Annotated in this window: 27 protein-coding genes; 4 read left to right on the top strand and 23 right to left on the bottom strand. The window is 50.0% G+C overall.

Annotation, left to right across the window (positions count from 1 at the left end; all coding sequences use genetic code 11):
• Positions 1 to 25 precede the first annotated feature (25 nt).
• Positions 26 to 2,041: a bifunctional tRNA (5-methylaminomethyl-2-thiouridine)(34)-methyltransferase MnmD/FAD-dependent 5-carboxymethylaminomethyl-2-thiouridine(34) oxidoreductase MnmC gene (gene mnmC / locus F0316_RS03700; protein WP_162806064.1), complete on the top strand. Its 2,016-nt coding sequence runs from the start codon at positions 26 to 28 to the stop codon at positions 2,039 to 2,041.
• 78 nt (positions 2,042 to 2,119) lie between these two features.
• On the opposite strand, the gene F0316_RS03695 is transcribed toward mnmC, so the two are convergent.
• From F0316_RS03695 to F0316_RS03685, 3 genes are all read right to left on the bottom strand, one after another.
• Entirely contained in the window at positions 2,120 to 2,647 is a 528-nt protein-coding gene (locus F0316_RS03695) for an NADPH-dependent FMN reductase (protein WP_149560219.1), read from the bottom strand.
• A 207-nt stretch (positions 2,648 to 2,854) separates the two neighbouring features.
• The gene (locus F0316_RS03690; protein WP_000582706.1) at positions 2,855 to 3,118 is read right to left on the bottom strand and encodes a YfcL family protein; all 264 of its coding nucleotides are present in this window, start codon (positions 3,116 to 3,118) and stop codon (positions 2,855 to 2,857) included.
• Between the two features lie 38 nt (positions 3,119 to 3,156).
• Entirely contained in the window at positions 3,157 to 3,687 is a 531-nt protein-coding gene (locus F0316_RS03685; protein ID WP_001016498.1) for an elongation factor P hydroxylase, read from the bottom strand.
• A 368-nt stretch (positions 3,688 to 4,055) separates the two neighbouring features.
• Here F0316_RS03685 and F0316_RS03680 point away from each other — a divergent pair, with 368 nt between their 5' ends.
• Positions 4,056 to 4,679 carry a trimeric intracellular cation channel family protein gene (locus F0316_RS03680; RefSeq protein WP_000927466.1) on the top strand — a complete coding sequence of 208 codons (624 nt, stop codon included), beginning with the start codon at positions 4,056 to 4,058 and terminating at the stop codon, positions 4,677 to 4,679.
• An 81-nt stretch (positions 4,680 to 4,760) separates the two neighbouring features.
• Here the strand turns inward: F0316_RS03680 and aroC are convergent, their stop codons facing one another.
• The gene (aroC, locus tag F0316_RS03675) at positions 4,761 to 5,846 is read right to left on the bottom strand and encodes a chorismate synthase (protein WP_000918434.1); all 1,086 of its coding nucleotides are present in this window, start codon (positions 5,844 to 5,846) and stop codon (positions 4,761 to 4,763) included.
• 229 nt (positions 5,847 to 6,075) lie between these two features.
• Positions 6,076 to 7,008, bottom strand: coding sequence for a 50S ribosomal protein L3 N(5)-glutamine methyltransferase (gene prmB, locus F0316_RS03665; protein ID WP_000357782.1), 933 nt, complete (start codon positions 7,006 to 7,008; stop codon positions 6,076 to 6,078).
• A 66-nt stretch (positions 7,009 to 7,074) separates the two neighbouring features.
• Here prmB and smrB point away from each other — a divergent pair, with 66 nt between their 5' ends.
• Positions 7,075 to 7,635, top strand: coding sequence for an endonuclease SmrB (gene smrB / locus F0316_RS03660; RefSeq protein ID WP_000041524.1), 561 nt, complete (start codon positions 7,075 to 7,077; stop codon positions 7,633 to 7,635).
• A gap of 143 nt (positions 7,636 to 7,778) precedes the next feature.
• Here smrB and flhB read toward each other — a convergent pair whose 3' ends face one another.
• From flhB to F0316_RS03615, 9 genes are all read right to left on the bottom strand, one after another.
• Entirely contained in the window at positions 7,779 to 8,909 is a 1,131-nt protein-coding gene (flhB, locus tag F0316_RS03655; RefSeq protein WP_000840984.1) for a flagellar biosynthesis protein FlhB, read from the bottom strand.
• 9 nt (positions 8,910 to 8,918) lie between these two features.
• Positions 8,919 to 9,701: a flagellar biosynthetic protein FliR gene (gene fliR / locus F0316_RS03650; RefSeq protein ID WP_000456297.1), complete on the bottom strand. Its 783-nt coding sequence runs from the start codon at positions 9,699 to 9,701 to the stop codon at positions 8,919 to 8,921.
• Between the two features lie 8 nt (positions 9,702 to 9,709).
• Entirely contained in the window at positions 9,710 to 9,979 is a 270-nt protein-coding gene (gene fliQ, locus F0316_RS03645) for a flagellar biosynthesis protein FliQ (protein ID WP_000187051.1), read from the bottom strand.
• A 12-nt stretch (positions 9,980 to 9,991) separates the two neighbouring features.
• Entirely contained in the window at positions 9,992 to 10,891 is a 900-nt protein-coding gene (gene fliP, locus F0316_RS03640) for a flagellar type III secretion system pore protein FliP (protein WP_000831828.1), read from the bottom strand.
• On the bottom strand, positions 10,869 to 11,258 hold the full coding sequence (gene fliO, locus F0316_RS03635) for a flagellar biosynthetic protein FliO (protein WP_149560218.1): 390 nt from the start codon (positions 11,256 to 11,258) through the stop codon (positions 10,869 to 10,871). Before fliO ends, fliP begins: the two co-directional genes overlap by 23 nt.
• Before the next feature lie 3 nt (positions 11,259 to 11,261).
• The gene (fliN, locus tag F0316_RS03630; RefSeq protein WP_001129786.1) at positions 11,262 to 11,672 is read right to left on the bottom strand and encodes a flagellar motor switch protein FliN; all 411 of its coding nucleotides are present in this window, start codon (positions 11,670 to 11,672) and stop codon (positions 11,262 to 11,264) included.
• Between the two features lie 70 nt (positions 11,673 to 11,742).
• Positions 11,743 to 12,792: a flagellar motor switch protein FliM gene (gene fliM / locus F0316_RS03625; RefSeq protein WP_000130773.1), complete on the bottom strand. Its 1,050-nt coding sequence runs from the start codon at positions 12,790 to 12,792 to the stop codon at positions 11,743 to 11,745.
• A 7-nt stretch (positions 12,793 to 12,799) separates the two neighbouring features.
• Positions 12,800 to 13,303, bottom strand: a complete 504-nt coding sequence (fliL, locus tag F0316_RS03620) for a flagellar basal body-associated protein FliL (protein ID WP_000796799.1) — start codon at positions 13,301 to 13,303, stop codon at positions 12,800 to 12,802.
• A 34-nt stretch (positions 13,304 to 13,337) separates the two neighbouring features.
• A complete protein-coding gene (locus F0316_RS03615; RefSeq protein WP_172625952.1) occupies positions 13,338 to 15,347 on the bottom strand; it encodes a flagellar hook-length control protein FliK in 2,010 nt (669 codons plus the stop codon).
• Positions 15,348 to 15,382: 35 nt separating this feature from the next.
• Between F0316_RS03615 and F0316_RS03610 the strand changes: the two genes are divergently transcribed.
• Positions 15,383 to 15,505, top strand: a complete 123-nt coding sequence (locus F0316_RS03610) for a PTS glucose transporter subunit IIABC (protein WP_149560216.1) — start codon at positions 15,383 to 15,385, stop codon at positions 15,503 to 15,505.
• A 20-nt stretch (positions 15,506 to 15,525) separates the two neighbouring features.
• Here the strand turns inward: F0316_RS03610 and fliJ are convergent, their stop codons facing one another.
• From fliJ to F0316_RS03565, 9 genes are all read right to left on the bottom strand, one after another.
• Positions 15,526 to 15,969: a flagellar export protein FliJ gene (fliJ, locus tag F0316_RS03605; protein ID WP_000367979.1), complete on the bottom strand. Its 444-nt coding sequence runs from the start codon at positions 15,967 to 15,969 to the stop codon at positions 15,526 to 15,528.
• A 14-nt stretch (positions 15,970 to 15,983) separates the two neighbouring features.
• Entirely contained in the window at positions 15,984 to 17,303 is a 1,320-nt protein-coding gene (fliI, locus tag F0316_RS03600) for a flagellar protein export ATPase FliI (protein ID WP_149560215.1), read from the bottom strand.
• A 3-nt stretch (positions 17,304 to 17,306) separates the two neighbouring features.
• On the bottom strand, positions 17,307 to 18,107 hold the full coding sequence (fliH, locus tag F0316_RS03595; protein ID WP_000012402.1) for a flagellar assembly protein FliH: 801 nt from the start codon (positions 18,105 to 18,107) through the stop codon (positions 17,307 to 17,309).
• A 92-nt stretch (positions 18,108 to 18,199) separates the two neighbouring features.
• Positions 18,200 to 19,246 (bottom strand): flagellar motor switch protein FliG, encoded by a 1,047-nt coding sequence (gene fliG / locus F0316_RS03590; RefSeq protein WP_001030089.1) that lies wholly within the window; start codon positions 19,244 to 19,246, stop codon positions 18,200 to 18,202.
• Positions 19,239 to 20,981, bottom strand: a complete 1,743-nt coding sequence (gene fliF, locus F0316_RS03585) for a flagellar basal-body MS-ring/collar protein FliF (RefSeq protein WP_149560214.1) — start codon at positions 20,979 to 20,981, stop codon at positions 19,239 to 19,241. Before fliF ends, fliG begins: the two co-directional genes overlap by 8 nt.
• Before the next feature lie 15 nt (positions 20,982 to 20,996).
• Positions 20,997 to 21,308 carry a flagellar hook-basal body complex protein FliE gene (gene fliE / locus F0316_RS03580; RefSeq protein ID WP_001234824.1) on the bottom strand — a complete coding sequence of 104 codons (312 nt, stop codon included), beginning with the start codon at positions 21,306 to 21,308 and terminating at the stop codon, positions 20,997 to 20,999.
• A gap of 75 nt (positions 21,309 to 21,383) precedes the next feature.
• On the bottom strand, positions 21,384 to 22,817 hold the full coding sequence (locus F0316_RS03575; protein ID WP_019829359.1) for a sigma-54-dependent transcriptional regulator: 1,434 nt from the start codon (positions 22,815 to 22,817) through the stop codon (positions 21,384 to 21,386).
• Between the two features lie 2 nt (positions 22,818 to 22,819).
• Complete coding sequence (locus F0316_RS03570; RefSeq protein WP_001881834.1) at positions 22,820 to 23,875, bottom strand: sensor histidine kinase; 1,056 nt, start codon at positions 23,873 to 23,875, stop codon at positions 22,820 to 22,822.
• Positions 23,876 to 23,986: 111 nt separating this feature from the next.
• Entirely contained in the window at positions 23,987 to 25,453 is a 1,467-nt protein-coding gene (locus F0316_RS03565) for a sigma-54 dependent transcriptional regulator (protein WP_001190986.1), read from the bottom strand.
• Between the last annotated feature and the right edge of the window lie 147 nt (positions 25,454 to 25,600).

Genomic DNA, 25,600 nt, shown 5'->3' with positions numbered 1-25,600 from the left:
CCTGATTTCATAGAATTTGTTCATTATGTCATCCATTTCACACGCCCAGCTTGGCTGGAACGACGCAGGAACCCCCGTCTCTGATCAATTTGACGATGTTTATTTCTCTAACGTCAATGGTCTGGCTGAGACGCGCTATGTGTTCCTTGAGCAGAATCATCTCCCACAAAGATGGCACAACGATGACCAAAGACGATTTGTGATTGCAGAAACCGGCTTCGGTACTGGCCTGAATTTTCTGGCGGTGTGGCAAGCGTTTGTCGCGTTTCGTGAAGCCAATCCCGATGCCAAACTCAAAGAGCTGCATTTCATCAGTTTTGAAAAATACCCGCTCAGTAAAAGCGATTTAATTCAAGCGCATCAAGCGTGGCCGGAACTGGCGCAATTCGCGCAAAAACTGCATAAGCACTACCCGTTAGCCATTCCAGAGTGTCAGCGGATTGTGTTGGATGATGGGCTCGTCACGCTCGATCTCTGGTTTGGTGATATCAAAGACTGCCTGCCGAAAGTCGCAACACAAGAGCAAGGCTTAGTGGATGCATGGTTCCTCGATGGTTTTGCTCCCAGCAAAAACCCCGAGATGTGGAATCAAGACCTGTTTGCAGGTATGGCGAAACTGGCGAAACATGGCTGTACCTGCGCCACCTTTACTTCGGCTGGCTTTGTCCGCCGCGGCTTGATTGACGCGGGTTTTGCGATGAAAAAGGTTAAAGGCTTTGGCACTAAGCGAGAAATGATCGCCGGCAGCCTGAGTGAAAAAAAACCTTACACCAATATCGCACCCGAATTTCGTTTTGAGGCTACTCACGGCTTACAAGAGGTGGCCATCATCGGCGGTGGTATCGCCAGTGCCACGCTAGCGGCAACCTTAGCCAGACGCGGTGTTGCCGTCACGCTTTACTGTGCCGATGAGAAACCGGCGCAAGGCGCATCCGGTAACCGACAAGGCGCTGTCTATCCGCTACTCAGTGGCGATCACAACGCCGTTTCACGAGTGTTTGCGCCTGCCTTTCTGTTTGCCCGCCAATGGATTGAACAAGCGGCGGAGCAGATAAACTTTGACCACGATTGGTGCGGCGTGACTCAATTAATGTGGGATGAAAAAGCCACGCACAAACTCAAGAGCATGCTTGAGGGGAATTTCCCAACACAATTAGTGCATGGTTTATCTGCAGAGCAAACCAACCAACAAGTCGGCGTGCCAGTGGATAAAGCCAGTGTGCATTATCCGCTCGGAGGCTGGCTCTGCCCTGCAGAGCTGACTCAAGGCTTAATCCATCTTTTAGAGCAGCAGGGCAAGCTCACTGCGCATTATCAGACTCCGATTGATGCATTGACTTGGCAGCCAGAGACTCAACTGTGGCAACTGCGCAGTGGCGACACACTCATGTCACATCAGTGTGTAGTGATTGCCAGTGGCCATCAATTTGACAGCCTGTCACAAACCGCAGAGTTACCACTTGGCAAAGTGAAAGGCCAAGTGAGCCACATCCCGACCACAGAGACGCTGAGCAAAATCAACAGCGTGCTCTGTTACGATGGTTACATGACTCCGGTCAGCCAACAAAATGGGTATCACTGTATTGGCGCAAGTTATGATCGCCAGCACCTTGATACGACTTTTGATGCGCAAGCACAACGCGAAAATGCACAAAAGCTAATTCACTGCTTGCCTGAGCAAACTTGGCCATTGGAAGTGGATGTCAGCGGCAATCAATCACGCCAAGGCGTGCGCTGTGTGAGTCGCGATCATCTGCCTTTTGTCGGCAATGTCGGCGAATTTTCGAAAATCACCGAGCAATATCGCGATTTAGCTCAGCAGCAAGAAGCCGAGCCAATCGCGCTCTATCCGCAACTTTATGCGTTGGTCGGGCTTGGCTCACGCGGTTTAAGTAGCGCGCCGCTGATGGCAGAACTTCTTGCTTCGCAAATGTGTGGCGACCCCATGCCACTAGGCGTGGATCTGCTCGAACAGTTACACCCTTGTCGGATGTGGGTTCGAAAGCTGCGTAAAGGCAAGGCGCTCACACAAAAAGTCTGATAAAGGCAATCAACGCCGATCAAAAAAGCCTCGCAGTGCGAGGCTTTAGACATTTAGGACTTAATGGACAATTTTTTCTTAAGCAGAGAGCTTAGCCACCGCCGCTTTCAGCTCAGCAACAATCTCAGGCTTGGTCACAACCCCTTGCTCGAGATCGAAGTTATCGTAGAAGCTAGGCACTGAAACCGATCCTTTTACGTTTCCCCCAAAGAAAGGCGCTGAAGCGGTAGCGGCAGCAAGCACGGACTTCGCACCACCAGGGCCTGGAGAAGTAGACAGGTACACCGCTGGCTTATCACCAAACAGAGCGCGATTGATACGAGTTGCCCAATCGAACAGGTTTTTGTACGCCGCAGGGTAGTGACCATTGTGCTCAGCAAACGAAATCACGAAAGCATCTGCTTGTGCAAGGTCGCGCAAAAAGGCTTGGGCTCCTTCCGCTTGACCAATCTCTTTTTCCAGATCTTCGCTGAACATAGGTACAGAGTAATCGTTGATATTCAGCACTTGTACCTGTGCACCATCGACAAGATTGGCGGTAAAAGTGGCAAGCGCTTTATTAATAGATGTTGAGCTGGTGCTGGCACCGAAGGCAATAATTTTCATGGTGGTTTCCCCTGACTAGTGTTAAAGCAAGATTAGTCGGGAAATGGATGCGCAACAATCCTGATTTTTTTACTTAGTTGTTCAGAAAGTTTGAACAACTCACTTTTAGCACTGGAGAGTGGAGCGAAAACGTGGGAAATCGCGAAAGCCTTGCCCTACTGCTTGCCCTAATGATAGTGGCTTTCGCGATCAAACTGGATGGTTTGGTTACGCCTGCGCGGCCAGCTGTTGCCAAAGCTCAGCCACAATCGCGCGGTCGGCAGGGCTCAACTCTGAGCGTGCCGCCTCTAAACTTTGCTCAATGCGTTGCTTGAGCACATCAAGTTCGGTGATCCCTTCCTCTTCACACTGCGCCGCAGAAAGTGAAATGTGTCCACGTAAATAGCCACCCGCAAACAGCTCATCACTGGACGCGTTAACGACTTGTGCATCAATCAGATCCAGCAGTTTCTCTTCAAATTCAATAATCATCAGCTTCTCGTTAATGGATAAATGGTTTTCACCTAGGGTTATTTAACCGCAAAGTGTTCAGGCAGTAAGGCGGGCGTTTGGTAAAAAGCGCTTAACGCCTCCGACAACAGCTTTACCCGCTGCGGTAAACCTTGTTCAAGAATCTTGAGCACTTCACTGTGTACCTTGCTCATAAAAGCCAAACGGTCTGGCTCAAAATCACCGTTGAGGTTGTCACAACTTACGGTAAAGGGAAAGCCTGCGCTTATGGCTAAAATCCACTCATAAGCTTGCGGACGAATTTCCACTTTTTCAAATTCCGCCTGCACTTGTGCAGTACGACCATCCGGTTCATACCAGTAACCAAAATCTTCAAGCAGACGCCGCTGCGGCCCAGCCACACACCAGTGAGCGATTTCATGCAAAGCGGAAGCATAAAAGCCACGAGCAAAAATAATACGGTGGTAACTGACTCGTTCATCCGCCGGTAAATAAATGGGCTCATCGCCGCCCAACTCCAGCTTGGTGTTGTAATCGGCGTAAAACGTCTGATTGAAAATATCAATGAGGTCTTGGTATTGATGGTTCATAGTGCATAGTCAATATGGGTGACGGCGTGCATTCTGGAGATTTTTTCTCATCGGGTAAAGTGCTAAACCTAAAACCATCGGCTTCTATTAGGAATCAATTGGAATGAGAACAATCGGCAAGACATAAGTTTTACTAATTAAAGCCACCTTCACCTTATAAAAAATCATTGTTTATTCCCTAAGATAAAACCTAGAATTTCGCCTTAATTTTTCTATACCAAACTACTTGGCGTTGTAGGTAGACGGCCCATAAGTTCATCCCTAGAAGCATAGGTAAACTATGTGATTGGGGTGAACGAACATAGCCAACACCGCTGCAGCCTCAAGTAGGAAGGGTATATATCCTCTGCTGTTGAATGAGGTGATGCATGCTGCTGAGTGTTTTGTATATCATTGGGATCACGGCGGAAGCCATGACCGGAGCCTTGAGTGCTGGCCGTCGCAAAATGGACTGGTTTGGCGTCATGCTGGTTGCCAGCGCAACTGCGATTGGCGGTGGTACAGTGCGCGATATCTTGCTGGGCCACTACCCACTCGGCTGGGTAAAAAATCCTGAATATCTGGCGATTACTTGTGTCGCGGGCGTGCTGACCACTTGGGTCTATAAGTGGGTCATCAAGCTCAAAGGCCTGTTTATTCGTCTTGATGCGCTAGGTCTGATTGTGTTTTCGATCATCGGTACGCAAGTGGCGATGCGCATGGGACTGCACCCCGGCATCTGTTTAGTTTCTGCGGTAGTCACTGGCGTGTTTGGTGGTTTGCTGCGCGATTTAATCTGCCGTCAACCACCTTTGGTATTGCATGAAGAGTTGTACGCCTCGATTGCTCTGTTGGCATCAGGACTGTATCTCGTCTTGCTTGAATTTGGTGTCAGTGATGTGGTGAGCACAGTAGTGACTCTGGTGGTCGGTTACACTTTGCGGATGGCTGCGGTGCGTTTTAAATGGCGTCTGCCCTCTTTCCACTTAGAAACCGAGAACTCCATTCACTAGTCTGCCCCGACGGTAAATTAAGCGGATATGACAACGCCCTCAATCGAGGGCGTTGGGCTCTTTACAGGGTTTAGCGCATCACTAAATTTTCGGTGTTGTCGTTACGACACCTTGGTTCTGACCACGATGACGCAGCAGATGATCCATCAGCACAATCGCCAACATGGCTTCTGCAATCGGTACAGCGCGAATCCCCACACAAGGGTCATGACGACCTTTGGTGATAAGCTCGGTTGGCTCACCGTTAACATCAATTGTTTCACCCGGCACGGTAATGCTGGACGTTGGCTTCAACGCAATATTAGCGACAATATCTTGCCCGCTGGAGATGCCGCCTAAAATGCCACCCGCATGGTTAGAGCGGAAACCTTGTGGAGTGAGCGGGTCACGGTGTTGGCTGCCTTTTTGGCGCACCACATCAAAGCCATCACCAATCTCGACTCCTTTCACGGCGTTGATGCTCATCAAGGCATGGGCAATATCCGCATCTAAGCGATCAAACACAGGCTCACCCAGTCCAACCGGCACGCCTGTAGCGACCACTTGGATTTTCGCGCCGATCGAATCGCCTTCTTTTTTCAGCTCGCGGATCAGCTCGTCAAACGCAGCCACTTTATCGACATCAGGACAGAAGAAATCGTTGTTTTCAATCTCATTCCAATCCACTTTATCAATCGCGACATCCCCCATTTGCGACAAGTAAGCACGCACTTCAATGCCAAACTCTTGCTGCAGATATTTTTTGGCAATCGCTCCCGCCGCAACACGCATGGCGGTTTCACGTGCCGATGAACGGCCGCCGCCACGGTAATCCCGTACACCGTACTTTTGATGATAGGTGTAGTCCGCATGTCCGGGACGGAATTTGTCTTTAATATCCGAATAATCTTTAGAGCGTTGGTCAGTGTTTTCGATCAATAGCCCAATCGATGTGCCTGTGGTTTTGCCCTCAAACACACCAGAGAGAATTTTGACTTCATCCGGCTCGCGACGCTGGGTGGTATAACGCGATGTGCCGGGGCGACGACGGTCAAGATCCACTTGTAAATCCGCTTCGCTGATGGTGAGCCCCGGTGGGCAACCATCGACAATACATCCCAGTGCGATACCGTGACTTTCTCCGAATGTGGTGACTCGGAAATGTTGTCCGATACTGTTTCCTGCCATGACTTCCTCAATGCACAGTGAAACTCCAGTTTCACTGATTAACTGTTCTTCGTGGCTTCATAGTGGCGTTAATGCTTTGTGATGTAAAGTCCTAAAAATGACCAGATTCGACCGTTTTCACGGGCTAATGCTGTTATTCACCACCTTCTCCAAGGTCTTTCGGCTGTTTATATGCTATAAAAAACGCCGACTCAAAGGTCGGCGTTGGCATCCATTCAGCGTGTCATCATTAATCTTTGTACAGCGCAAAATCCGCCGCACAGTCGATAAGCTGTTCACGAGTCAGCAGAAATACGCCGTGACCGCCATTTTCAAACTCTAACCACGTAAATGGGATGTGCGGGTACTGTTCCATCATATGCACCATGGAGTTACCAACCTCACACACCAAAATCCCGTTCTCTTTTAGATACAGTGGGGCATTAGCCAGAATACGGCGAGCCAGTTTCAAGCCATCACTACCCGCAGCAAGACCGAGCTCAGGTTCATGACGGAACTCACTCGGCAAGCTATCCATATCTTCCTGATCCACATAAGGTGGATTGGTCACAATCAGGTCATACTGCTCTTGTGGCAAATCACGGAACAGATCGGAACGGATAGGGAAAACTTGCTGTTCTAGACCGTGATCTTGAATGTTTTGCTCGGCGACGTTCAGCGCATCGACTGAAATATCAATCGCATCGACTTCTGCTTCAGGGAAAGCATTAGCACAAGCAATCGCGATACAACCGCTGCCAGTACACAGATCCATGATGCGGGTTGGCTCTTCTGTCAACCAAGGTTCAAAGCGGTTTTGGATCAGCTCACCGATCGGCGAACGCGGAACCAGTACTCGCGAGTCAACGAAAAACTCGAGGCCACAGAACCACGCTTTGTTGGTCAGATACGCCACGGGGGTACGATCGTTAATACGTTTGATCACGCGTTCTACCACACGTAAACGCTCGCTGCTGGTTAAGCGCGAACTCAGCACATGCGGAGGCACATCAATCGGCAGATAGAGCGTTGGCAGAATGAGTTGTACCGCTTCATCCCAAGCGTTGTCCGTGCCTTGACCATAAAACAGGTTCGCAGCGTTAAATCGACTCACAGTCCAACGAATCATGTCTTGCAAGGTATGCAGTTCAGAAACCGCTTCCTCAACGAAAATCTTATCCAAAATTGCCTCCAAAAAGCGCTACAATACCGCGTCATCCATTTACAGTAACAAAAACACGTCACCCTAATGAGCAAAAACGATCACCGAATTACCCATAACAACAACGATAAAGATAATCTTGACGACGATTTCTCACTGTTTCGTGACGAAGTAAAGGGCGTAAAAAAGTTGCGTCAGGATACCATACTCCACGCACCAAACAGAAATCCCAAGCAAAAAGAAATCCGCCGTACCGAGCGTGAAGCCTCCGACAATGATTTCTATTTTTCTGACGAGTTTATGCCTCATCTGACCGATGAAGGGCCGACCCGTTATGCGCGCAGTGATGTCTCCAAGTACGAAGTGAAAAGGCTACGCCGCGGTGTGTATGTGCCCGATGTGTTTTTGGATATGCACGGTATGACTCAGCAAGAAGCGAAACGCGAATTGGGAGCGATGATCGCCTACTGCCTAAAAGAGAATGTGCATTGTGCTTGCGTGCAGCATGGCATTGGCAAGCACATCTTAAAACAGAATGTTCCACTGTGGCTGGCACAGCACCCAGATGTACTCGCGTTCCACCAAGCCCCACTCGAATTTGGCGGTGATGGCGCGCTCTTGGTGCTGCTGTCTATTCCTGAGAAATAGTGAATTAAAATCGATATACCCAAACTACTTGGAGTTGCAGGTAGGCGGCAAGTGAGTTCATCCCCATGAGCATAGATAACTATGTGATTGGGGTGAACGAGCCGTAGCCAACACCGCTGCAGCTTCAAGTAGGCAGGGGATAGTTAGTAACGCATATCCGGTGGGATAGGCATGTTCTCTTCGTTGAGTTTCGGCCGCTGACCACCTTTGCGGCGATACTGTTTAAGCTGGAACACAAATGCCAACACTTGAGCGACGGCCACGAATAGGCCATCCGGAATTTGCTGCTCCAGCTCGGTCGTGTGGTACAAGGCTCGTGCTAAGGGCGGTGCAGGAACAATCGCAATGTCATATTCCCGCGCGATTTCACGGATCTTGAGTGCCATATGATCGACACCTTTGGCTATCACCACCGGCGCCTTATCGGTGTTCTGCTTATAACGCAGTGCTACCGAAAAGTGCTCAGGGTTAGTGATAATGACATCGGCCTGTGGCAGTGCAGCCATCATACGTCGCTGCGCCGCTTCACGTTGCAACATACGAATGCGCCCTTTCACCTCTGGTTTACCTTCGGTGTCTTTGTACTCGTCTTTGACTTCCTGTTTGGTCATTTTCAGTTGTTCAGCGTGCTGCCAAATCTGGAATGGAATATCAATCGCCACCACCACCAGTAACGAACAACTGATCAGCAACACAAAGTTGAGCAGAATATCCAGCGCATGAAAGATGTTTTGCGGATACACATCAAGACTGAGCTGGAACAGATCCTTTTGCGAAGCTTCAATCAGATAAAAAGCGACGCCAGACACCAGCAACACTTTCAAGATGGATTTGAGCAGCTCGACCCAGCTTTGCATACCAAACATTCGCTTTAAGCCACTGAGCGGATTCATTTTCGACAGTTTAGGCATCGCCGCTTCAGCGGAAAAACTGATCCCACCGACCCCCGCCGCACCGATTAAGGCAGCGATAAACAAGGTGGTCAGGATCATGAGCAAGGGCAACAGCAGGTTGACTAGTGAGCCACCAATGATGTCAAACAGCTTACCAAGATCGAAAATCTCTTCACGGCTTAGCTCAAAAAGGCGCTGCATGGCCACCATCAATCCTTTGGCCAAGATCTCGCCAAACCACATCAAGGAAACCGCACCTACTACCAATACCGAGACAGAAGCCAACTCCTTCGAACGCGCAACTTGGCCTTTTTCCTTGGCCTGCTGCAACCTTCGGGTCGTGGCTTCTTCAGTCCTTTCTTGTCCGTCGGATTCTGCCAAATCAGCCTCCTAACAGTTTAAGCGAATGAGACGGCAAACTTGCTCTTCCGCCTCTTGCCAATAAATATCGTAATGGGTGTACAAACCGTGGACGATGTACCAACAGAGCAATAACCCCACCAAGAGCGCAAACGAAAAACCGAGCGAGAAAATGTTGAGCTGAGGCGCCGCACGTGTCATTACCCCAAAGGAGAGGTTCACGGTTAACAGTGCAATAATGCCCGACAGTGAGACGGCCAATGATGCTTTAAACATGATACCGAGCCACAGCGCTAACTCACGAAAATCCACCGTCGTCAGTGAGCCGCTGCCAATCGGTAAACTTTTAAAACTGAAGACGACCAGTTGGATCATTTTCAAATGGCCATCACTGACAAGGAAAAACAGCGTGGCCAGTAACATAAAAAGCTGACCGAGTAGCGGAGTATTTTGTCCGTTAGCGGGGTCGACCATGGAGGCAAAACCTAAGCTCGATTGCATACCGAGGATTTGACCGAGCATGACAAAGATTTGCACCAAAAACTGGGTGACCATGCCCATCGCCACACCGATCACAATCTGTTCGAAGGTGATCATGAATCCTTGTAGCGAGAGCAAGGCAATATCGGAAGGAACCGCAGGAATCGCGGGCATCACCGCAAAAGTGAGCGCTAACCCTAAGTAGAGACGTACCCGCGCAGGCACAAAGCGCGCACCTGTGACCGTCATCACCATCAACATGGCAGCAATACGCGTGTACGGCCAGAAGTAGTTGGCAATGAAATCAAGGACGACACTGGCGGGATATTCCATAAGGACTCCTAGTACAGAACCTGCGGCATGCGTTCAATCATGCTGTAGAAAAAGTCCATCAGGATTTGTGTCATCCAGTGCCCAAAAAACATCAGTGCTAATAAGGTAATGATAAGACGAGGCAAAAAGCTCAGCGTCTGTTCGTTAATCGAGGTGGCCGCCTGAAAAATGGCGACGACCAAACCCACCAATAAGCTAGGAATGATGATGGCACACACCATGATCAGTACCAGCCAGAGTGACTCTTTAAACAGCTCAACAAATATCTCTGGTGTCATGTGCCCTCCCCGCTACAAGGCAAAACTGCCCGCCAAGGTCGACAGGATAAGGTTCCAACCATCCACCAACACGAACAACATCAATTTAAACGGCAAAGAGACAATCATGGGCGAAAGCATCATCATACCCATGGCCATGAGCACTGAGGCCACAACTAAGTCAATGATCAAAAAAGGCAAAAACAGCATAAAGCCGATTTGGAAGGCCGTTTTTAACTCAGAGGTAATAAAAGCAGGGATCAGTACCGCCATCGACACTTGCTCAGGCGCGGTCACTTGTGCGCCGGACATTTCCACAAAAGTTTCGAGATCGTTGACTCGGGTCTGCTTGAGCATAAAGGCTTTGAGTGGCTCTTGCGCTAAATCAAACGCTTGGCGTGCGGTGATCTGCTCATTGAGATAAGGCTGCACCGCTTGTTCATTAATCTGGTTAAATACTGGCGCCATAATGAAAAAGGTCAGAAACAGCGCAATACCGATAATCACTTGGTTAGACGGGGTTTGTTGCAAACCCATCGCTTGACGCAGAATAGACATCACCACCACGATGCGGGTGAAGGACGTCATTAAAATCACCATGGCAGGCAAGAAGCCGAGCATGGTCATCAGTGCCAGAATTTGCAGGTTTATCGAGTAATCTTCGCTGCCATCGGAATTGGTGGTCATGGTAAATGCCGGAATTCCACCGCCACCACTGCTACTGCCTAACGCGATAGTTTTGGCATTCCCTTGCTCTTTTTCTAGCGCCGTCACCGTGACAGAGGAAGCTCCGGCAGCGGTGGATGGAATTGCGGTATTCAGTGGTTCTTCGGCAAAAGCGAGCGAGGTAAAACCAAGCAACCCCGAAAGCAGCCAAGTGAGTAATCCTGTCGTCAACCAAGAGGTTAAATTAAGTCTTTGAGTCCGTTTCATGTTTTTTCAGTAGCTGCATCAACTGGTTAGAAAAGGCGGTTGCCGGCAGCTCCTCCTGTATGAGTGGATTATCGAGTTTGGCCAGCAATTGAATTGACTGAGTAGTCACCCCAATCAAATACTGCTCTTCGCCCACTTGGATGATCATCACCCGCTCTCGGGTGCCAACGGGTAATTGTTTGATGATACTCAGCCCTTTTGGCTGACCGAAAGCAGGCACACGCATGCGTTTGAGTAACCAAGCCAGTAGCAGTATCAGAGCGATAACGAACAAAAGCGACCCCAAGGTGGTCGCTAAATCCAGTTGGCTGCTGGTGGCAGCCAACCCGGGGACAGGGATGAGAAACAGAGCCGCCAATTTTCGCATTGGCTATCTCAATTTCTTGATACGTTCGGTTTGACTTATCACGTCGGTGAGGCGGATACCAAACTTATCGTTCACCACCACCACTTCGCCATGCGCAATCAGCGTGCCGTTAACCATCACATCGAGTGACTCACCGGCAATCCGATCCAACTCCACCACCGAACCTTGGTTCAATTGCAGCAGGTTACGAATGCTGATTTTAGAGCGCCCGACTTCCATCGAGATGGTCACCGGAATATCCATAATGGTATCGAGCTTACGGCGCTCGTCATCCGTAATTGGGGGCGCCGTATTTTTCAGCTCTTCAAGTGGTGCGGCTAAGATTTCATCCACATCAATATCAGGCGCATTAGGGTCTTCCCCCAGTGCGGCAGCCCACTCTTCGGCCAGTCTTTCATCTTCGCTTTTTGCCATCTTCAACTACCTATTGGTTCTTTTCATTATCCGCCGCTATCGGGCTATTATCCCGACGTCGTAAAACGGATTATTCGATTTCATCTTCTTCTGCGTTTTCAAACTCAGCAATGATGTCTTTACCAAGGAACGCGAGATCCGTTTTCACTACATCTGGACGTTTGATTTTCTCAGAAACTTGTACTGCGAGTTTTTCACCGGAGCGTCCCATTTTCACGCGATACGTTGGCAGCTCTTCAACAAACATTACCGCATGTTCTGGCATTTTTATCGGGATGACATCCCCCACTTGCAACTCCATCAAATCCCGCAGCGCGATATCCATTTCCAGTAAGTTCACTCGGAAATTGACTGGTACATCCATGATCTCTTCGCGCAGAGCCGTACTCCAGCGCACGTCGGTTTCCATTTTGTCCGACTGTACACCCGCATCCAGCAGTTCACGGATCGGTTCTACCATCGAATACGGCATAACCATGTGGAAATCGCCACCGCCACCATCCACTTCAACGTGGAAGGAGCTGACGACAATCACTTCGGTTGGGCTGACGATGTTCGCCATGCTCGGGTTCACTTCGGAATCGAGGTATTCAAACTCCACCCCCATGACGGGCGACCAAGCTTCTTTGTAGTCGGCAAACACGATTTTGAGCAGCAGTTGAATAACCCGCCGTTCGGTTGGGGTAAATTCACGCCCTTCAATTCGGGCATGATAACGGCCATCGCCGCCGAAGAAGTTTTCCACCAGAATGAACACCAAACGCGCTTCCATGGTCACCAAGGCCGTCCCCTTAAGTGGACGAAAACGCACCATGTTCAAACTGGTAGGAACATATAAGGTATTTTGGTATTCACCAAACTTCATCATCTGCACGCCGTTGATCGACACTTCTGCGGTTTTACGCAGCATGTTGAACAGACTGATGCGCAGATGGCGAGCAAAACGTTCATTGATAAGCTCCAGAGTCGGCATTCGACCCCGGACGATACGATCTTGGGAAGAAAAATCAAAATTCGTGGCACTGGGGCCCGATTTGGGTAATTCCTCTTCTTCCTCATCGACGCTGTCAACGCCATGAAGCAGCGCATCGATTTCGTCTTGGCTTAATAAATCAGTCACATTTCACCTATTGCATTACAAAGTCGGTAAACAGCACTTTTTCAATAACGGGTTTGCCTACCGCTTGGTTGAGCGCGGCTTTGATGTCATCGGTGGCTTTATCACGCAGCTCAATGCGGCCATTGGGGGTACGCAATTGCTCCACCGTTGCTGATGCAAAAGTCGCCAGCAGCGAGCTTTCCACTAAAGGCGAGTGGTAACGTGCAAGGTTTTCATTTTCGCTGCCACGCACCATTAATTGGACTTTGATTTGCACTAAGCGATCTTTGGCATCCCCAGTGACATTAAACACAAACGGCTGAGCAATATTGACGTAAGACACCGGATCGGTCGGAGCGGCGACCTGTTCGGTTTTCTGCTCTGCGTCCGCAGCCGCTTCGTCGCCACCTGACCCCATCATGAAAAATGCGGCACCACCACCGCCAGCCAGTAACACCACGGCGGCGATAATGATGATCAACAGTTTCTTTTTCCCTTTGGGAGCTTCTGTTCCTAGATCTTCTTCGGCCATAATTGCCTCTGTATGTGGTTAATTTTGTATAAGTTTAAGCGTAATAACTGATTCCATCACGCTTTGTTGCCACATTCAAATCAAGTTTGATGTCAGTATCAAGGTTTTCTTCGCTATTGAGCCTTTCATTGCGTGCGCTTTGACCAAAACCAGACTGCTCTTGTCCTGTATAACGCTGCTGTTGTCCCGCACTTTGCTGCTGAACCGAGGTATCGCCCAATTGGACGCCTTGCTGCGCCAACATTTCACGCAGCCTTGGCATGGTTTGTTCTAATGCCTCACGGGCATGTTGGTTCGCGACGGTGAAATGCACGGTCGCGCCATCACCGTGCATGTTCATGCGAATATGCATCCGTCCCAATTCCGGTGGATCCAGCCGAATATCAATATTTTTCAAGTTCTTCGACATCATCATCTGCACACGTTCAGCCAACTGATCGGCAGCCATCTCTTTATTCAGTGGAACAGGGGTAGCATTGGTTTGTACCAGTTGCGACTCAGCGCGGTTGAGAGCTTGGTTTTGCGCCGTACCTTGTCCTGCTGCCGCTGCGATTTGCTGGGCTAAGCCTTCTTGTCCTGATTCACTGACCGCACGACGTTCGTCACTGCCCGCTAAAGCTCGGCCACCTAATGCTGCCAGCATGACAGAGCTGGCGGCAAGCTCAGGATTCACCGTCGCGGCAGGATTTAACATTGGATTGGCCGCTACGGTTTGAGGCGCTAGTGCCGCCATATCGATAGGCGTCGCCGCCGTGGGATTCATTGGCAGCGCCGCAGTGCCCGTTTGCTGCGCCGCTAAATGGGCTGGCGTTAACCCTTGTGCGACTGACTGAGCCAGCGCATTAGGAACAGGCGCTTTCGCTTTACCCCCTTCTTCGAGCATGGCTTTCAGCTCTGGTGTCAGCGCAGCCAACTCATTGTCAGTCGGCATTGGTGTGCCCCAAGGAATCACCACTTTGCCCGTTTCTGTTGCAGAAGTTGACTGATTAAGCCCTTCATCAGCCATGATTGATGCAGGATTGAGCGCTGATTGAGTCAATGGCGTCGCTTTCAGCGCTTGACTTGAAGCCGCAAGAGCCTCACTCACTTCGGAGCTTGGGCTTGCCAAAGCCGCGGTATTAGCGAGATTCTGCGTCAGCGGCACTCCCTCAAGCATTGCCCCCTCAACCGGTTCAGCGTGCACAGTGTTTGCCGCCGCCAATGAAGCACCTGACAATCCGCCTGCTAATGCGCCGCCCATCAGAGCGCTCGCCATCCATTCATCTTGTGCTATTTCATCTTCAGTGGCAGCCGAGTCTGAGGCGGCAGCATCAAGGTCAGCACTGGTAGAAAGAGCACGATTGGAGATTGCCGTGGCAGATTCAATCGGTAAAACCGCTTCAGGCGGCGGCGCGTTCCGTATTCCGTCGGGATGTTGTGAGTCCAATGCTTGGCCATGCTGCGCTGGCAAAGTTTTGCCGTTGGTTTTGATGAGCGCTTGGTTCGCCTCTTGCAAACGCCCCAATAATTCATCCCCCTCACTCATCGCCTGTGCAGTTTTGCGTTGTAACTCACCACTTACAGGCTGGTCATCGATGGACTCCGCGTTCGTTACCCATTTGGCAAGCGAAGCCGGTATGGGCGCATTTGCACCTTGTTCATCTTGCTTGACTGGTGCCACTTTGGTGGAAATCGCTTCACCTTTTTCTAATGATGGCGCTTTCTGAGCGGATTTTATGACATCGACTGGCAAGCCTTCTTCACTGGCCGCCTCCACTTCGCTGGCGCTAAACAAGGCGTCATCCATCTCTGCCATTAAAGCGGCATCACTATCAGCCTCTAGGGCTGCCTCTGTATTCACTGGCGCTTCGGTGTCACCTTCAGTCTGAGTCACACTGGTAGCGGGGGCATCCGAAGCGGTTTTGCTGCCGAAAATAAGAGCGTGTAACTGCGCAAAAAAACCACCAGAGGACTCCGTCGCCGCGGCATCCGTACTGGCAGCGCTACTTTTTGCCGTTGGAGCTATTTTACTCGGTTCAACCGGAGGGGTGAGATTCACATTCATATTCGCTACTCGCACAGTGGAATTGAAGTCTGAGCATGACCTGCGCAGATCAACTCATCAGTAACAGCGTGGGGTTAACGCCCTTTTGTGAAAATCTAGCAAGAAGTAAGCCAAGTGAAGGTTTTATTGCATCCAAGGAGGAGAAGCTCGCGCCGTGATACGACGTTTAAACTACGCCTTATGAGGAGAGACGGCGGCGATTGAACATCAGGGTCGAAAATTCATCCATCTGTTTCTGTTCGCGTTTTTCTTGTAATAACTGACGTTCGGTTTGTTTTTTCTCCATCAGCCATTGATAGGATTTCCGTTTTTGACGCATGTTCATCCAGTGCTGTTCGCAGTTTTCAACTTGCAGACGAAAATGCTGCTCAGCGCTTTTTTGTTTAGCTAAGGTTTCATCGAGCTGAGTGAGAAATCGGTTGAGGTGACCATATTGGCTGGCGGTTAATCCTGATTTGCCGCGCTCCACCAACTGCTGACAATACTCTAAGCGGTACTGCTCAATTTGACGCAGTTGGTGGTAGTAACTATCCAGCTCGCTTCGCGCTTTACTGAGCGCCAACACCGCTTTGTCTTCGCTTTCCTGAGCTTGTTCGAGCAAGAAATCTAACGCGTTATCCATTTCAATGCTCCAAGTTATGAGCTGAGTACATGGCGCAGCATGTTGACGCACATGTCATAAGGCACGGTTTCTTTCATGGCTTGCTGCAAGTACTGATCCAATTTCGGTTTGAGGGTGAAAGCCGCATCAATCGCTTTGTCGGTGCCCGGTTTGTAGGCACCAATCGAGACTAAGTCTTGATTCTTACGACACACAGAAAGGATCTGCCGAACCGCTTTCGACATCAGTAAATGCTCATCGGTGGTGATTTGTGGCATAACCCGGCTGACGGATTTTTCGACATCAATCGCCGGATAGTGTCCTGCATCGGCCATTTCCCGCGATAACACGATATGACCATCCAAGATCGCGCGCGAGGCATCCGCAATCGGATCTTGTAAGTCATCCCCTTCGGTCAATACGGTGAAAAATGCGGTGATCGAACCTTGGTGTGGGCCGCCATTACCAGCGCGCTCAACCAGTGCCGGTAGTTTGGCAAACACCGATGGTGGATAACCTTTGGTCGCCGGGGGCTCTCCAACGGACAGAGCTATCTCACGCTGCGCTTGCGCAAAACGCGTGAGTGAATCCATCAACAGCAGCACATCCAAACCTTGATCGCGAAAATACTCGGCAATAGTCAGAGCCGTTTGGCACCCTTTTAAACGCATCAACGGCGAGGAATCAGCAGGAGCGGCCACCACCACGGAACGCTGGCGACCATCTACGCCGAGGATCTCTTCGATAAATTCTTTGACTTCACGTCCCCGCTCACCAATCAACCCCACCACCACGACTTGCGCTGTAGTGCCTCGGGTCATCATGCCGAGCGTGACCGATTTACCGACACCGGAACCTGCAAACAAGCCTATCCGTTGTCCTTTACCGACTGTCAGTAAACCGTTAATCGCCTTGATGCCAACATCCAAAGGTTCGTTGATCGGTTTACGTGTCAGTGGATTAATCGGCATAGCATTGAGTGAAGCGCGTTGATCGGTATAAATCGGACCTAAACCATCAAGCGGATTACCCACGCCATCAATCACGCGCCCCAGCAGTTCCATACCGACAGGCAGGCCTGATTCGGTCGTGATAGGAGTCACTTTGGCTCCGGGAAGGACACCGATGATCTGTTCACTAGGCATCAAAAAGAGGTTATCGCCAGAAAAGCCTACCACTTCGGCTTCCATCTCGCCGTTCATGGTTTCGACTTTACACAAACTTCCGACGGGTGCTTTGCAACCTGTGGCTTCCAGCGTCAAACCCACAACACGCACCAACTTTCCCGAAGCCATGGGTCGGGTGGTGTGTCCTTCGACTTTGTATTGGGCAAGGCGATCGGCTAACGCTAACATCGGCTACTCTCCCGGATGGTGACGGTTGATACCGCAGAAGCTTTTCAGCACGCTGCGAATCCGCTCTTCCATCCGATAGCTAACGCTCGACTCGCCCGCTTCAATCTGTACATCGCCGCGACTTAAGGCTGGCTCGCTGAGTAGCGTCCAGTTACGGGTTTCGATTTCTTGCTCACCGTAGGCTTGGCGAATGATCTCCACATCTTCTGGATTGAGTTTGAGAGTAATCGCGTGCCCTGCAATCGGCAGCGCTTCGACTGAAGCTTTGACGGTATCGAGGATCACTTGTGGATTGGTTTGCACTTCAACGTGCACCACTTCTTTGGTCAACGCGAGTACCATGTCCACCAGCTGCTTTTCGACCTGAGCATTAAGCAGATCAAGGGGCTGAGCAAACTGGTTCGCCAGCGCCATAAAGGTTTTGACTTGTTCTTGAATTAAGGCTTGCCCTTCGGCAACGCCATCTTGATAACCTTGCGTTTGCCCTTCTTGATGACCAGCTTGGAAACCTTCAGCCTTACCTTGTTCAAAGCCTTGCTGATAGCCTTCTGCTTGCCCCGCCTCAAAGCCCTCTTGTTGAGCGGCAGTGCGGATCAGTGCAATCTCTTCTTCACTGAATTCGTGCTCGACGACCTGCTCCGGTTCGTCAAAGTTTGGGATCCAGCCCGGATCGTAATTAAACGCAGTCTGTTTAGCCGCTTTGTTACTTTCCGCACCGTAATCCGGCAGCCCCCAACGTTGAGGTGTGACCGTCGCATCATCTGTACCCGGGCGAATAAAACCACGCTTTCTTTCACCAGACATTGTGATCCTCAATCATGCAGCAAGTTTTGTTTAACGTTCATCAAAATAATGCATCGAAGGAAATAGGATCGCCTTACACCGATCCTACTTGATTATAAGAATTCGTCGGCACCGCCGCCCAGCATGATCTCGCCGTTGTCGGCCATACGACGAGCGATAGACAAGATCTCTTTCTGAGCCGCTTCCACATCGGACACTTTGATCGGTGGCATCGCCTCCAAATCGTCTTTCATCATCTCAGCAGCACGTTTCGACATGTTCTTGAAGATCTTCTCGCGCAGTGTATCGTCTGCCCCTTTGAGGGCTTTTTGCAAGACATCTTGCGGAACATCACGCAGCAATTTTTGGATGCCTTGATCGTCGACTTCGACTAAGTTCTCGAACACAAACATCAAATCTTGGATCTGAGTTGCCAAGTCTTCGTCTTTTTCGCGCATTCCTTCCATCAATACGCTTTCGATGTTGTTGTCCAGATAGTTCATGATGTCGGCAGCAGCTTTCAAGCCACCAATTTTGGCCGCTTGTGCCCCCGCTTGACCCGCGAACTGTTTCTCCATGATTTCGTTCAACTCGGCCAGCGCTGAAGGCTGTACTTCTTCCAAGTTGGCGATACGCATCAACAAATCGAGAGCGTCACGCTGAGCAAACTGCGCCAAAATCTCGGCCGATTGATCCGGCTCAAGGTACGACAATACGATGGTTTGGATCTGCGGGTGCTCGTTGATAATAATGCTCGCCACTTGGCGCGGATCCATCCATTTTAGTGAATCCAGACCTTTCGAGCCGGTACCAAGCAGAATTTGATCCACCAAGTTGTTGGCTTTATCCGCCCCCAACGCCGCAACCAGAGCATTACGTAGGAAGTCTTCACTGCCCATGCCAATGTTGGTGTATTTTTGAATATCTTCCAAAAAGGCACGGTGTACCGCTGACACTTTGGTTTGGCTTAAGTCTTTGGCGCGTGCCATGGCGCTACCCACCCGCTGTACCTGTTTAGGCTCGAGGTGGCGAATGATGCCTGCGGCATCTTCTTCATTCAAACTGAGCAGCAAAATGGCTGCTTTTTCTTCACCGGGAATTTCACTGATATCAATGGTTGATTCGACCACTTCTCCACCATCTTTATTGTCTTTAGCCATTTTGCATCCAGTTCTTCACTACTTGAGCCGCGAGTTCTGGCTCGTTTGCCACCAAGGCACGTACTGCTTTCAGCACATCCTCATCCTTGTGAAGATTCGGCAGATCAATGCCTGAACCAAATTCGAACAACTCACCGCCATCAATATCGCTGCCGATGAGGCTTGTCTCACCATCCGCGCCAATTGGCATACCGTCTGGGCCGTACATTTGGTCATCGTTATCCGCCGCTGGGTTGATAAGTTTCTTCATCGCTGGACGTACTAGCACCAAAATGACGATGATGATAACCAAGGCACTGGCGAACCAACGAACCCAATCGTTGAAGTTTGGATGTTCCCAAATTGGGACATCAACAATTTGTTCCATTTCGGGTTCAGCAAACGGCATGCTGAGGACATTCAGTAAATCTCCACGATTTTCACTATAGCCTACGGTGCCGATCAGAACCTGACGAATTGAGTTGAGGTCCGCTTCACTGAGTGGCGTGTAAGTCACTTCGCCATTATCAGGATTGACGCTGGAACGACTCTTGACGGCCACTGCTACGGTCTGACGGTTAATCACCCCTGATTGCTTACGCTCATGGCTGATAGTGGTATCAAGTTCATAGTTACGTGTCGCTTCTTTATGCACCGACCCTTGCCCCATGACCGAGCCATCTTTCATCTGTGCTACATCTTGCGGAATTGAGGCATCGGCGGGAGGTTGGTTGCTAAGAGCGCCCGGCACCCCTGCGACAACGTTACCGTTATTGTAATCTTCCAGTGTGTATTCACTGCGTGTGGCTGGCGTGTTGGGGTCAAACACTTTACGTGTCTGCTCTACTGCACTGAAATCGAGTTCGATATCCACCTGCGCGGTGTAATTACCTAAACCAAGGATCGGGATCAGCACCGAGTCAATTTTTCCACGCAGGGCTTCTTCTTGTTGTTTCTCCAGCTCTTGCTCTTTACGGCGAGCTGCAGAAACGGGATCTTGAGAGCCTGAGCTGAGCAAACGACCATGCTGATCGGTCACCGTAACCCGGCTCGGTTTCATGCCCGGCACCGCACTGGCCACCATATCGACCACGGCATCAATCTCTTCTTGTTTAAGATTGGCTCCCGTGCGTACCGTCAAGAACACAGACGCTGACGCTTCTTGGTTATGACGAACAAACACACTCTGCTTTGGCAATGCAAGCAATACGCGAGCTTTGTTAACTTGGCGCATTTCTTCAATCGCTTTCGCGAGTTGACGTTCACGGCTCAGCTTGAGGCGTTCTTGTTCAAGACGCTGTGATACCCCAAAGCCCATATCCTGCATCAGAATCTCGTCGCCAGCCTGACGGTTTTGGTTTAATCCCGCGCGTACCATGGAGAGTTTGAGGCTGTTGTAATCACTGACGGGCACCAAAATGGTATTGCCATCAAGTTTGTATTGCTGTTTCTGTTGATCGAGGTAATCCAAGACTGGGATCAGTTCTTCGGTTTCGTAAGCACCCAGCGGACGCATATCCGGCTCACGTACCCAGAAGAACAGCATGACGATAAGGGCAACGCAAATTGAAATAGACAGTACCAGTACCACTTGGCGCAATAAATCGAGATCACCAACGGTAAAGTCCATTTTGCTACTTTTTTCGTTGATGTCCGGATTCTGCGTGTCGTGGTCCATATCAGAGCCTGCCATCAAGGCATGCTCACCACCACTATTGGTCAACGCGAGATCGGTTGTTTGTTTATCATCGGCCACAGTCTATTACCCAAGTTATACTGGCATGTTCATCAGTTCTTTGTACGCTTCGACGAGCTTATTGCGTACTTGAATGGTCGCTTCAAACGCCACACTCGATTTATTACGGGCGATCATCACATCAGAAAGAGAAATCCCTTCATCGCCACGATCAAAACGCGTCTGCATATCACTTGAGGTCTTTTGCAGGCCATTGACGTTGTTGATCGCTTTGGTCAACATGGCACCAAAGTCAGCGCCAACTTTCTGACCTGTCGATGCGGGCTGAGTGTTCATTGCCTCAAACATCATCGCCTGCATTTCGTTATTTAAACCGTCAAGTCTCATTGCTACCTCTGATGCCAATTGTTTGACTCAAAAATTCCATTCCTAACTCTAAAGAGCAATTTGTATGCCATGCCCTCAACCGGGGATATCAATCCCTGCATCACGCATTTTGGCGAGTTTGTAACGTAAAGTGCGTGGGCTAATACCTAGCTTCTCCGCCATCTCTTTACGGCGTCCCTGACATTCGGCCAACGTATCAAGAATAATCGCAAACTCTTGGTCGCGCAGCTCACCACCCAAACCTGAACTTTGCGAACTACTGTTTTGCCCACCACCTTGCACTAAGGGCTTAAACAGTTCGGGCTCTGCAACAGGTTTGATCTGCGGCGCAGCCATCGACTCTCCCGCCACCGCTTGCTGTAAGCTGCTGGCATCATGCCAATCAACCCCTTCCAGCAAGATGTGCTCACTTTGAATATGGCCGTTTTCACTTAAGATCAAAGCACGCTGCACGACGTTATCCAGCTCACGCACATTACCCGGCCATGGGTAATTCAGCAGTTTAATAATGGCGTTAGGCGCAATGCTTGGTACAGGTAAACCTAACTTTTTGCAGTGACGCTCAATCAGATGGTTAGCCAGCGGCTCAATATCGTCTTTACGCTCACATAAGGCTGGCCAGGTTAATGGGAACACATTCAAACGGTAGTACAGGTCTTCACGGAAATGTCCGGCTTGCACATACTGTTTCAAGTCACGGTTACTGGTTGCGAGCACGCGCACATCGAGCTTGATGCTTTTGCGGCTCCCTAAGCGCTCCACTTCACGCTCTTGCAGTACCCGCAGCAGTTTGGCTTGCAGATTGAGATCCATTTCGCTGATCTCATCGAGCAAAATGGTGCCACCTTGGGCTTGTTCAAACTTACCGGGACACGCTTGTACGGCTCCGGTAAACGCGCCTTTTTCATAACCGAACAGTGTTGCTTCTAACATGTTGTCAGGAATTGCCGCGCAGTTAATCGCAATAAATGGCCCTTCTTTACGAGGAGAGGCATTGTGGATGTAACGTGACATCACTTCTTTACCTGAGCCGCTTGGCCCCAAAATCATCACGTTGGCATCGGTCTTCGCCACTTTATCGGCTAAGGCAAGCAGCTTGAGGCTTTTCGTATCCGCGACCACAGCATCGCCGTTGTCATCTGACTTTACTGGTGCGTAACGGCTGACCATATTCAGCAGCACTTCTGGTGCAAAAGGCTTGGCCATGTAGTCAATCGCGCCATCTTTCATGGCAGAGACGGCATCTTGAATATTGGCGTAAGCGGTCATCAGCAGTACGGGTAAGTTCGGCCAGTGCTGTTTGATACTGCGCAGCAGAGCGAGTCCACCCATGCCTGCCATTTGCACATCAGACACCACAATATCAACACTGTGTGATTTGAGTTTGAGCAGGGCATCTTCTGCACAATCGGCTTCCAGCCACTCATAACCCGCTAAAGCTAAGGTGTCGATCAACGCTTCGCGAAGACCTTCGTCATCTTCTACGATTAAGACTTTGCTTTGAGCCATCTTCACTCTCCAGTCTCTGAGTTTGAGCTATCTGCCTGACGTTCAAGGGGAATGCACATGGTAAAACAAGCGCCCTCTCCCTCCTTGGATATCAGTTCCAACCGCCCACCGTGGGCGCGACACACCATCTGCACTACTGCTAAGCCAAGGCCTGTACCTTGTGAGCGAGTGGTGAAAAAGGGTTCCATGATTTTGTGCTGCAACGACTCTGGCACACCGGGGCCGTTATCTTGCACGGAAATTTTAAGTTCGCCATTCACTGGGCGGAAAAACACATCAATTTGTGAACCTTTCCCCGCAATTTGCAGCGCATTCATCACCAAATTACTCAGCGCGGAAGCCAAAGCATTGGCATTACCCAGCAACATGGTCTCTTCACTTTCGACTTCTTGACCGTAATCAATCTGATTATTTTTCAGCGCCGTTTCGACCATAGGCATAAATTCGGCGGCCAAATCGCCAATCGAGAAGGGCATCACCACCTTGTTATCGCCACCTTTGGCAAACAGCAGCATGTCGTTTACTTGCTTTTCCAAATCGTGCAGTCGGTCAACCAACTTACTTTGAAAACGCTCACGAGTAGCAGGCGGTAAATTCGGTGCTGCGAGATTTGCGGCATACAGCATGGCACTGGACAGCGGCGTTCTCACTTGGTGAGCCAATGACGCCACCATGCGTCCCAAGGAAGAGAGACGTTGCAGATCACTGATCCGTGATTGCAATAGGCGAGTTTCCGTCAAGTCGGTGATCAAAATGAGCTGACCCGTTGTCGAGGCGGAGATCGCCAAGCGCACTTTGCGTCCATTGCGCAGCGAGATTTCATGACCATCATCGTCACGCGGGGCAAAAGCAATCTGGATCACGCTGTACCATTTTTCACCCACGAGTGGTACATCCAGTAAACGCTGCGCTTCTGGATTGGCTTCACGCACTATGCCTTGGGTATCGAGCAAAATCACCCCGGCGGGCATCACATCCAATACCTGTTTATAGCGCTCAACTTGATCTTCTAACGAGTCCAAATGGGAATGCTGCTCTTGCACTGCGCTGCTCATCATTCACTCTCTGTTTTTAAATGCAACAATGGCTTGGCACGCAAGAGTCATGCCAAGCCATTTATGTTTAAAATCAACACGTTAATCAATGCCAATATATTGACTATGGTTTCCCTAGCGTTGCATGTTGTATTTGCGCATCTTTTCAACCAAGGTGGTGCGACGCATACCGAGCATGTCTGCCGCTCTCGCCACAACTCCCCCTTGCGCTTCTAATGCTTGGTTGATGAGGTTCACTTCTAAATCAGCGAGCAACTCTTTGAGATTCACCCCTTCAGGTGGCAGCGCTTGCGGCGCATCTATATCAGGGACAAATTCCTGCGGCTCTTCAAAATTAAAGTCTTCTGCAAAAATGCCTTCCAACACATCACGCTCTTGCTCTTCAACCGAGCTAAAACGGCTAGGCTCTGGCTGGAATTCCGGAATATCACTGTAACGGTATTTGGTCGGCAGGTGATTCACATCGACCAAACTGTTTGGATACAGGATGACCATACGCTCAACCAAGTTGGCAAGTTCACGCACATTACCCGGCCAGTCATGCTCCATCATCGAATTGATCGCACGCGGCGTGAAACAGATGGGCTGCGCCCCTTCCGCTTCCATACGAGTCATCAGCTCTTGTAACAGCAAAGGAATATCATCAATCCGATCGCGCAGGGCGGGCATCTCAATCGGGAACACGTTTAAGCGGTAGTAGAGATCTTCACGAAATTTCTGTCCGTCAATCATCTCTTCCAAATTACGGTGCGTTGCGGCAATCACTCGCACATTCGCTTTGATAGTGCTGTTGCCTCCCACCCGTTCAAAACAACGCTCTTGCAGCACGCGCAGCAGTTTAACCTGCATGCTCATCGGCATATCGCCAATTTCATCTAAAAAGAGTGTGCCACCTTCAGCCAGTTCAAAACGGCCTTTACGTGCGGTAATCGCTCCGGTAAACGCCCCTTTTTCATGACCAAACAGTTCACTTTCCAGTAATTCAGCCGGGATTGCACCACAGTTGATGGGGACAAAAGGGCCATTACGGCGTCCTGAATGGTAGTGAATGTTACGCGCAACCACTTCTTTACCCGTGCCCGACTCACCGAGGATCAGTACGTTGGCTTCCGTGGTCGAGACTTGCTCAATCAAGTGGCGAACTTCTTGAATCCCCATGCTTTGCCCAACAAGGCTACGAAACAGGGTGTTTTTGCGTGCGGTCGCAAGGACTTGAAAACCTTTGCGCCCAAGAAATTCTTTACAGTGACGCAAAGCATCGCTCAGCTGCGGATAGTTGAGCGGAAAATCTAACTCACCCACATAGTTGGGGAATTCTTCTAAGGAATAAGGCTGCTTATTGGCAACCAGCAACGGGATATGGTTAGCCTTGGTTAAAGATTGGATTAATTGTTCAGAAAGCGCTTGACCACGTAGCGAGCCTAAAATGCACCCACCCCACACTGCCGACCAATTGATTTGGTCAATCTGAGTAGACTCAATGACCTCACACTGCTCTCCTACAAATTCTAAAATAACACTGAGATTGAGCCGGATCGCGGCATCGTCCTCAATCACAAGTAGTTTCGCTAAACTCTGCATAGGTGAGATTATTTGCCTTTATTATAAGAAGTTGTGGTTGCACCGTTTGAACATCATTTTCAGGTGTTAATTTTGATTCTGGATCCTGAATAAACGATAGACAATTTGTGGAAATCAGCAACAAAAAAAGCCACTTGGCTAGTTAGT

Origin of the sequence: Vibrio cholerae, from assembly GCF_008369605.1 — a bacterium.
Classification (GTDB): Bacteria; Pseudomonadota; Gammaproteobacteria; order Enterobacterales; family Vibrionaceae; genus Vibrio; species Vibrio cholerae.
Note: the sequence above shows the minus strand (reverse complement) of the source record. Positions and strands in the feature narration are given on the sequence as shown.

Bases quoted from the DNA above. Each gene is read 5' to 3' on its own strand.
- mnmC (WP_162806064.1), top strand. From the start codon at position 26: ATGTCATCCATTTCACACGCCCAGCTTGGCTGGAACGACGCAGGAACC.
- F0316_RS03695 (WP_149560219.1), bottom strand. From the start codon at position 2,647: ATGAAAATTATTGCCTTCGGTGCCAGCACCAGCTCAACATCTATTAAT.
- F0316_RS03690 (WP_000582706.1), bottom strand. From the start codon at position 3,118: ATGATTATTGAATTTGAAGAGAAACTGCTGGATCTGATTGATGCACAA.
- F0316_RS03685 (WP_001016498.1), bottom strand. From the start codon at position 3,687: ATGAACCATCAATACCAAGACCTCATTGATATTTTCAATCAGACGTTT.
- F0316_RS03680 (WP_000927466.1), top strand. From the start codon at position 4,056: ATGCTGCTGAGTGTTTTGTATATCATTGGGATCACGGCGGAAGCCATG.
- aroC (WP_000918434.1), bottom strand. From the start codon at position 5,846: ATGGCAGGAAACAGTATCGGACAACATTTCCGAGTCACCACATTCGGA.
- smrB (WP_000041524.1), top strand. From the start codon at position 7,075: ATGAGCAAAAACGATCACCGAATTACCCATAACAACAACGATAAAGAT.
- fliR (WP_000456297.1), bottom strand. From the start codon at position 9,701: ATGGAATATCCCGCCAGTGTCGTCCTTGATTTCATTGCCAACTACTTC.
- fliQ (WP_000187051.1), bottom strand. From the start codon at position 9,979: ATGACACCAGAGATATTTGTTGAGCTGTTTAAAGAGTCACTCTGGCTG.
- fliP (WP_000831828.1), bottom strand. From the start codon at position 10,891: ATGAAACGGACTCAAAGACTTAATTTAACCTCTTGGTTGACGACAGGA.
- fliO (WP_149560218.1), bottom strand. From the start codon at position 11,258: ATGCGAAAATTGGCGGCTCTGTTTCTCATCCCTGTCCCCGGGTTGGCT.
- fliN (WP_001129786.1), bottom strand. From the start codon at position 11,672: ATGGCAAAAAGCGAAGATGAAAGACTGGCCGAAGAGTGGGCTGCCGCA.
- fliL (WP_000796799.1), bottom strand. From the start codon at position 13,303: ATGGCCGAAGAAGATCTAGGAACAGAAGCTCCCAAAGGGAAAAAGAAA.
- F0316_RS03615 (WP_172625952.1), bottom strand. From the start codon at position 15,347: ATGAATGTGAATCTCACCCCTCCGGTTGAACCGAGTAAAATAGCTCCA.
- F0316_RS03610 (WP_149560216.1), top strand. From the start codon at position 15,383: ATGACCTGCGCAGATCAACTCATCAGTAACAGCGTGGGGTTAACGCCC.
- fliJ (WP_000367979.1), bottom strand. From the start codon at position 15,969: ATGGATAACGCGTTAGATTTCTTGCTCGAACAAGCTCAGGAAAGCGAA.
- fliI (WP_149560215.1), bottom strand. From the start codon at position 17,303: ATGTTAGCGTTAGCCGATCGCCTTGCCCAATACAAAGTCGAAGGACAC.
- fliH (WP_000012402.1), bottom strand. From the start codon at position 18,107: ATGTCTGGTGAAAGAAAGCGTGGTTTTATTCGCCCGGGTACAGATGAT.
- fliG (WP_001030089.1), bottom strand. From the start codon at position 19,246: ATGGCTAAAGACAATAAAGATGGTGGAGAAGTGGTCGAATCAACCATT.
- fliE (WP_001234824.1), bottom strand. From the start codon at position 21,308: ATGAGACTTGACGGTTTAAATAACGAAATGCAGGCGATGATGTTTGAG.
- F0316_RS03575 (WP_019829359.1), bottom strand. From the start codon at position 22,817: ATGGCTCAAAGCAAAGTCTTAATCGTAGAAGATGACGAAGGTCTTCGC.
- F0316_RS03570 (WP_001881834.1), bottom strand. From the start codon at position 23,875: ATGATGAGCAGCGCAGTGCAAGAGCAGCATTCCCATTTGGACTCGTTA.
- F0316_RS03565 (WP_001190986.1), bottom strand. From the start codon at position 25,453: ATGCAGAGTTTAGCGAAACTACTTGTGATTGAGGACGATGCCGCGATC.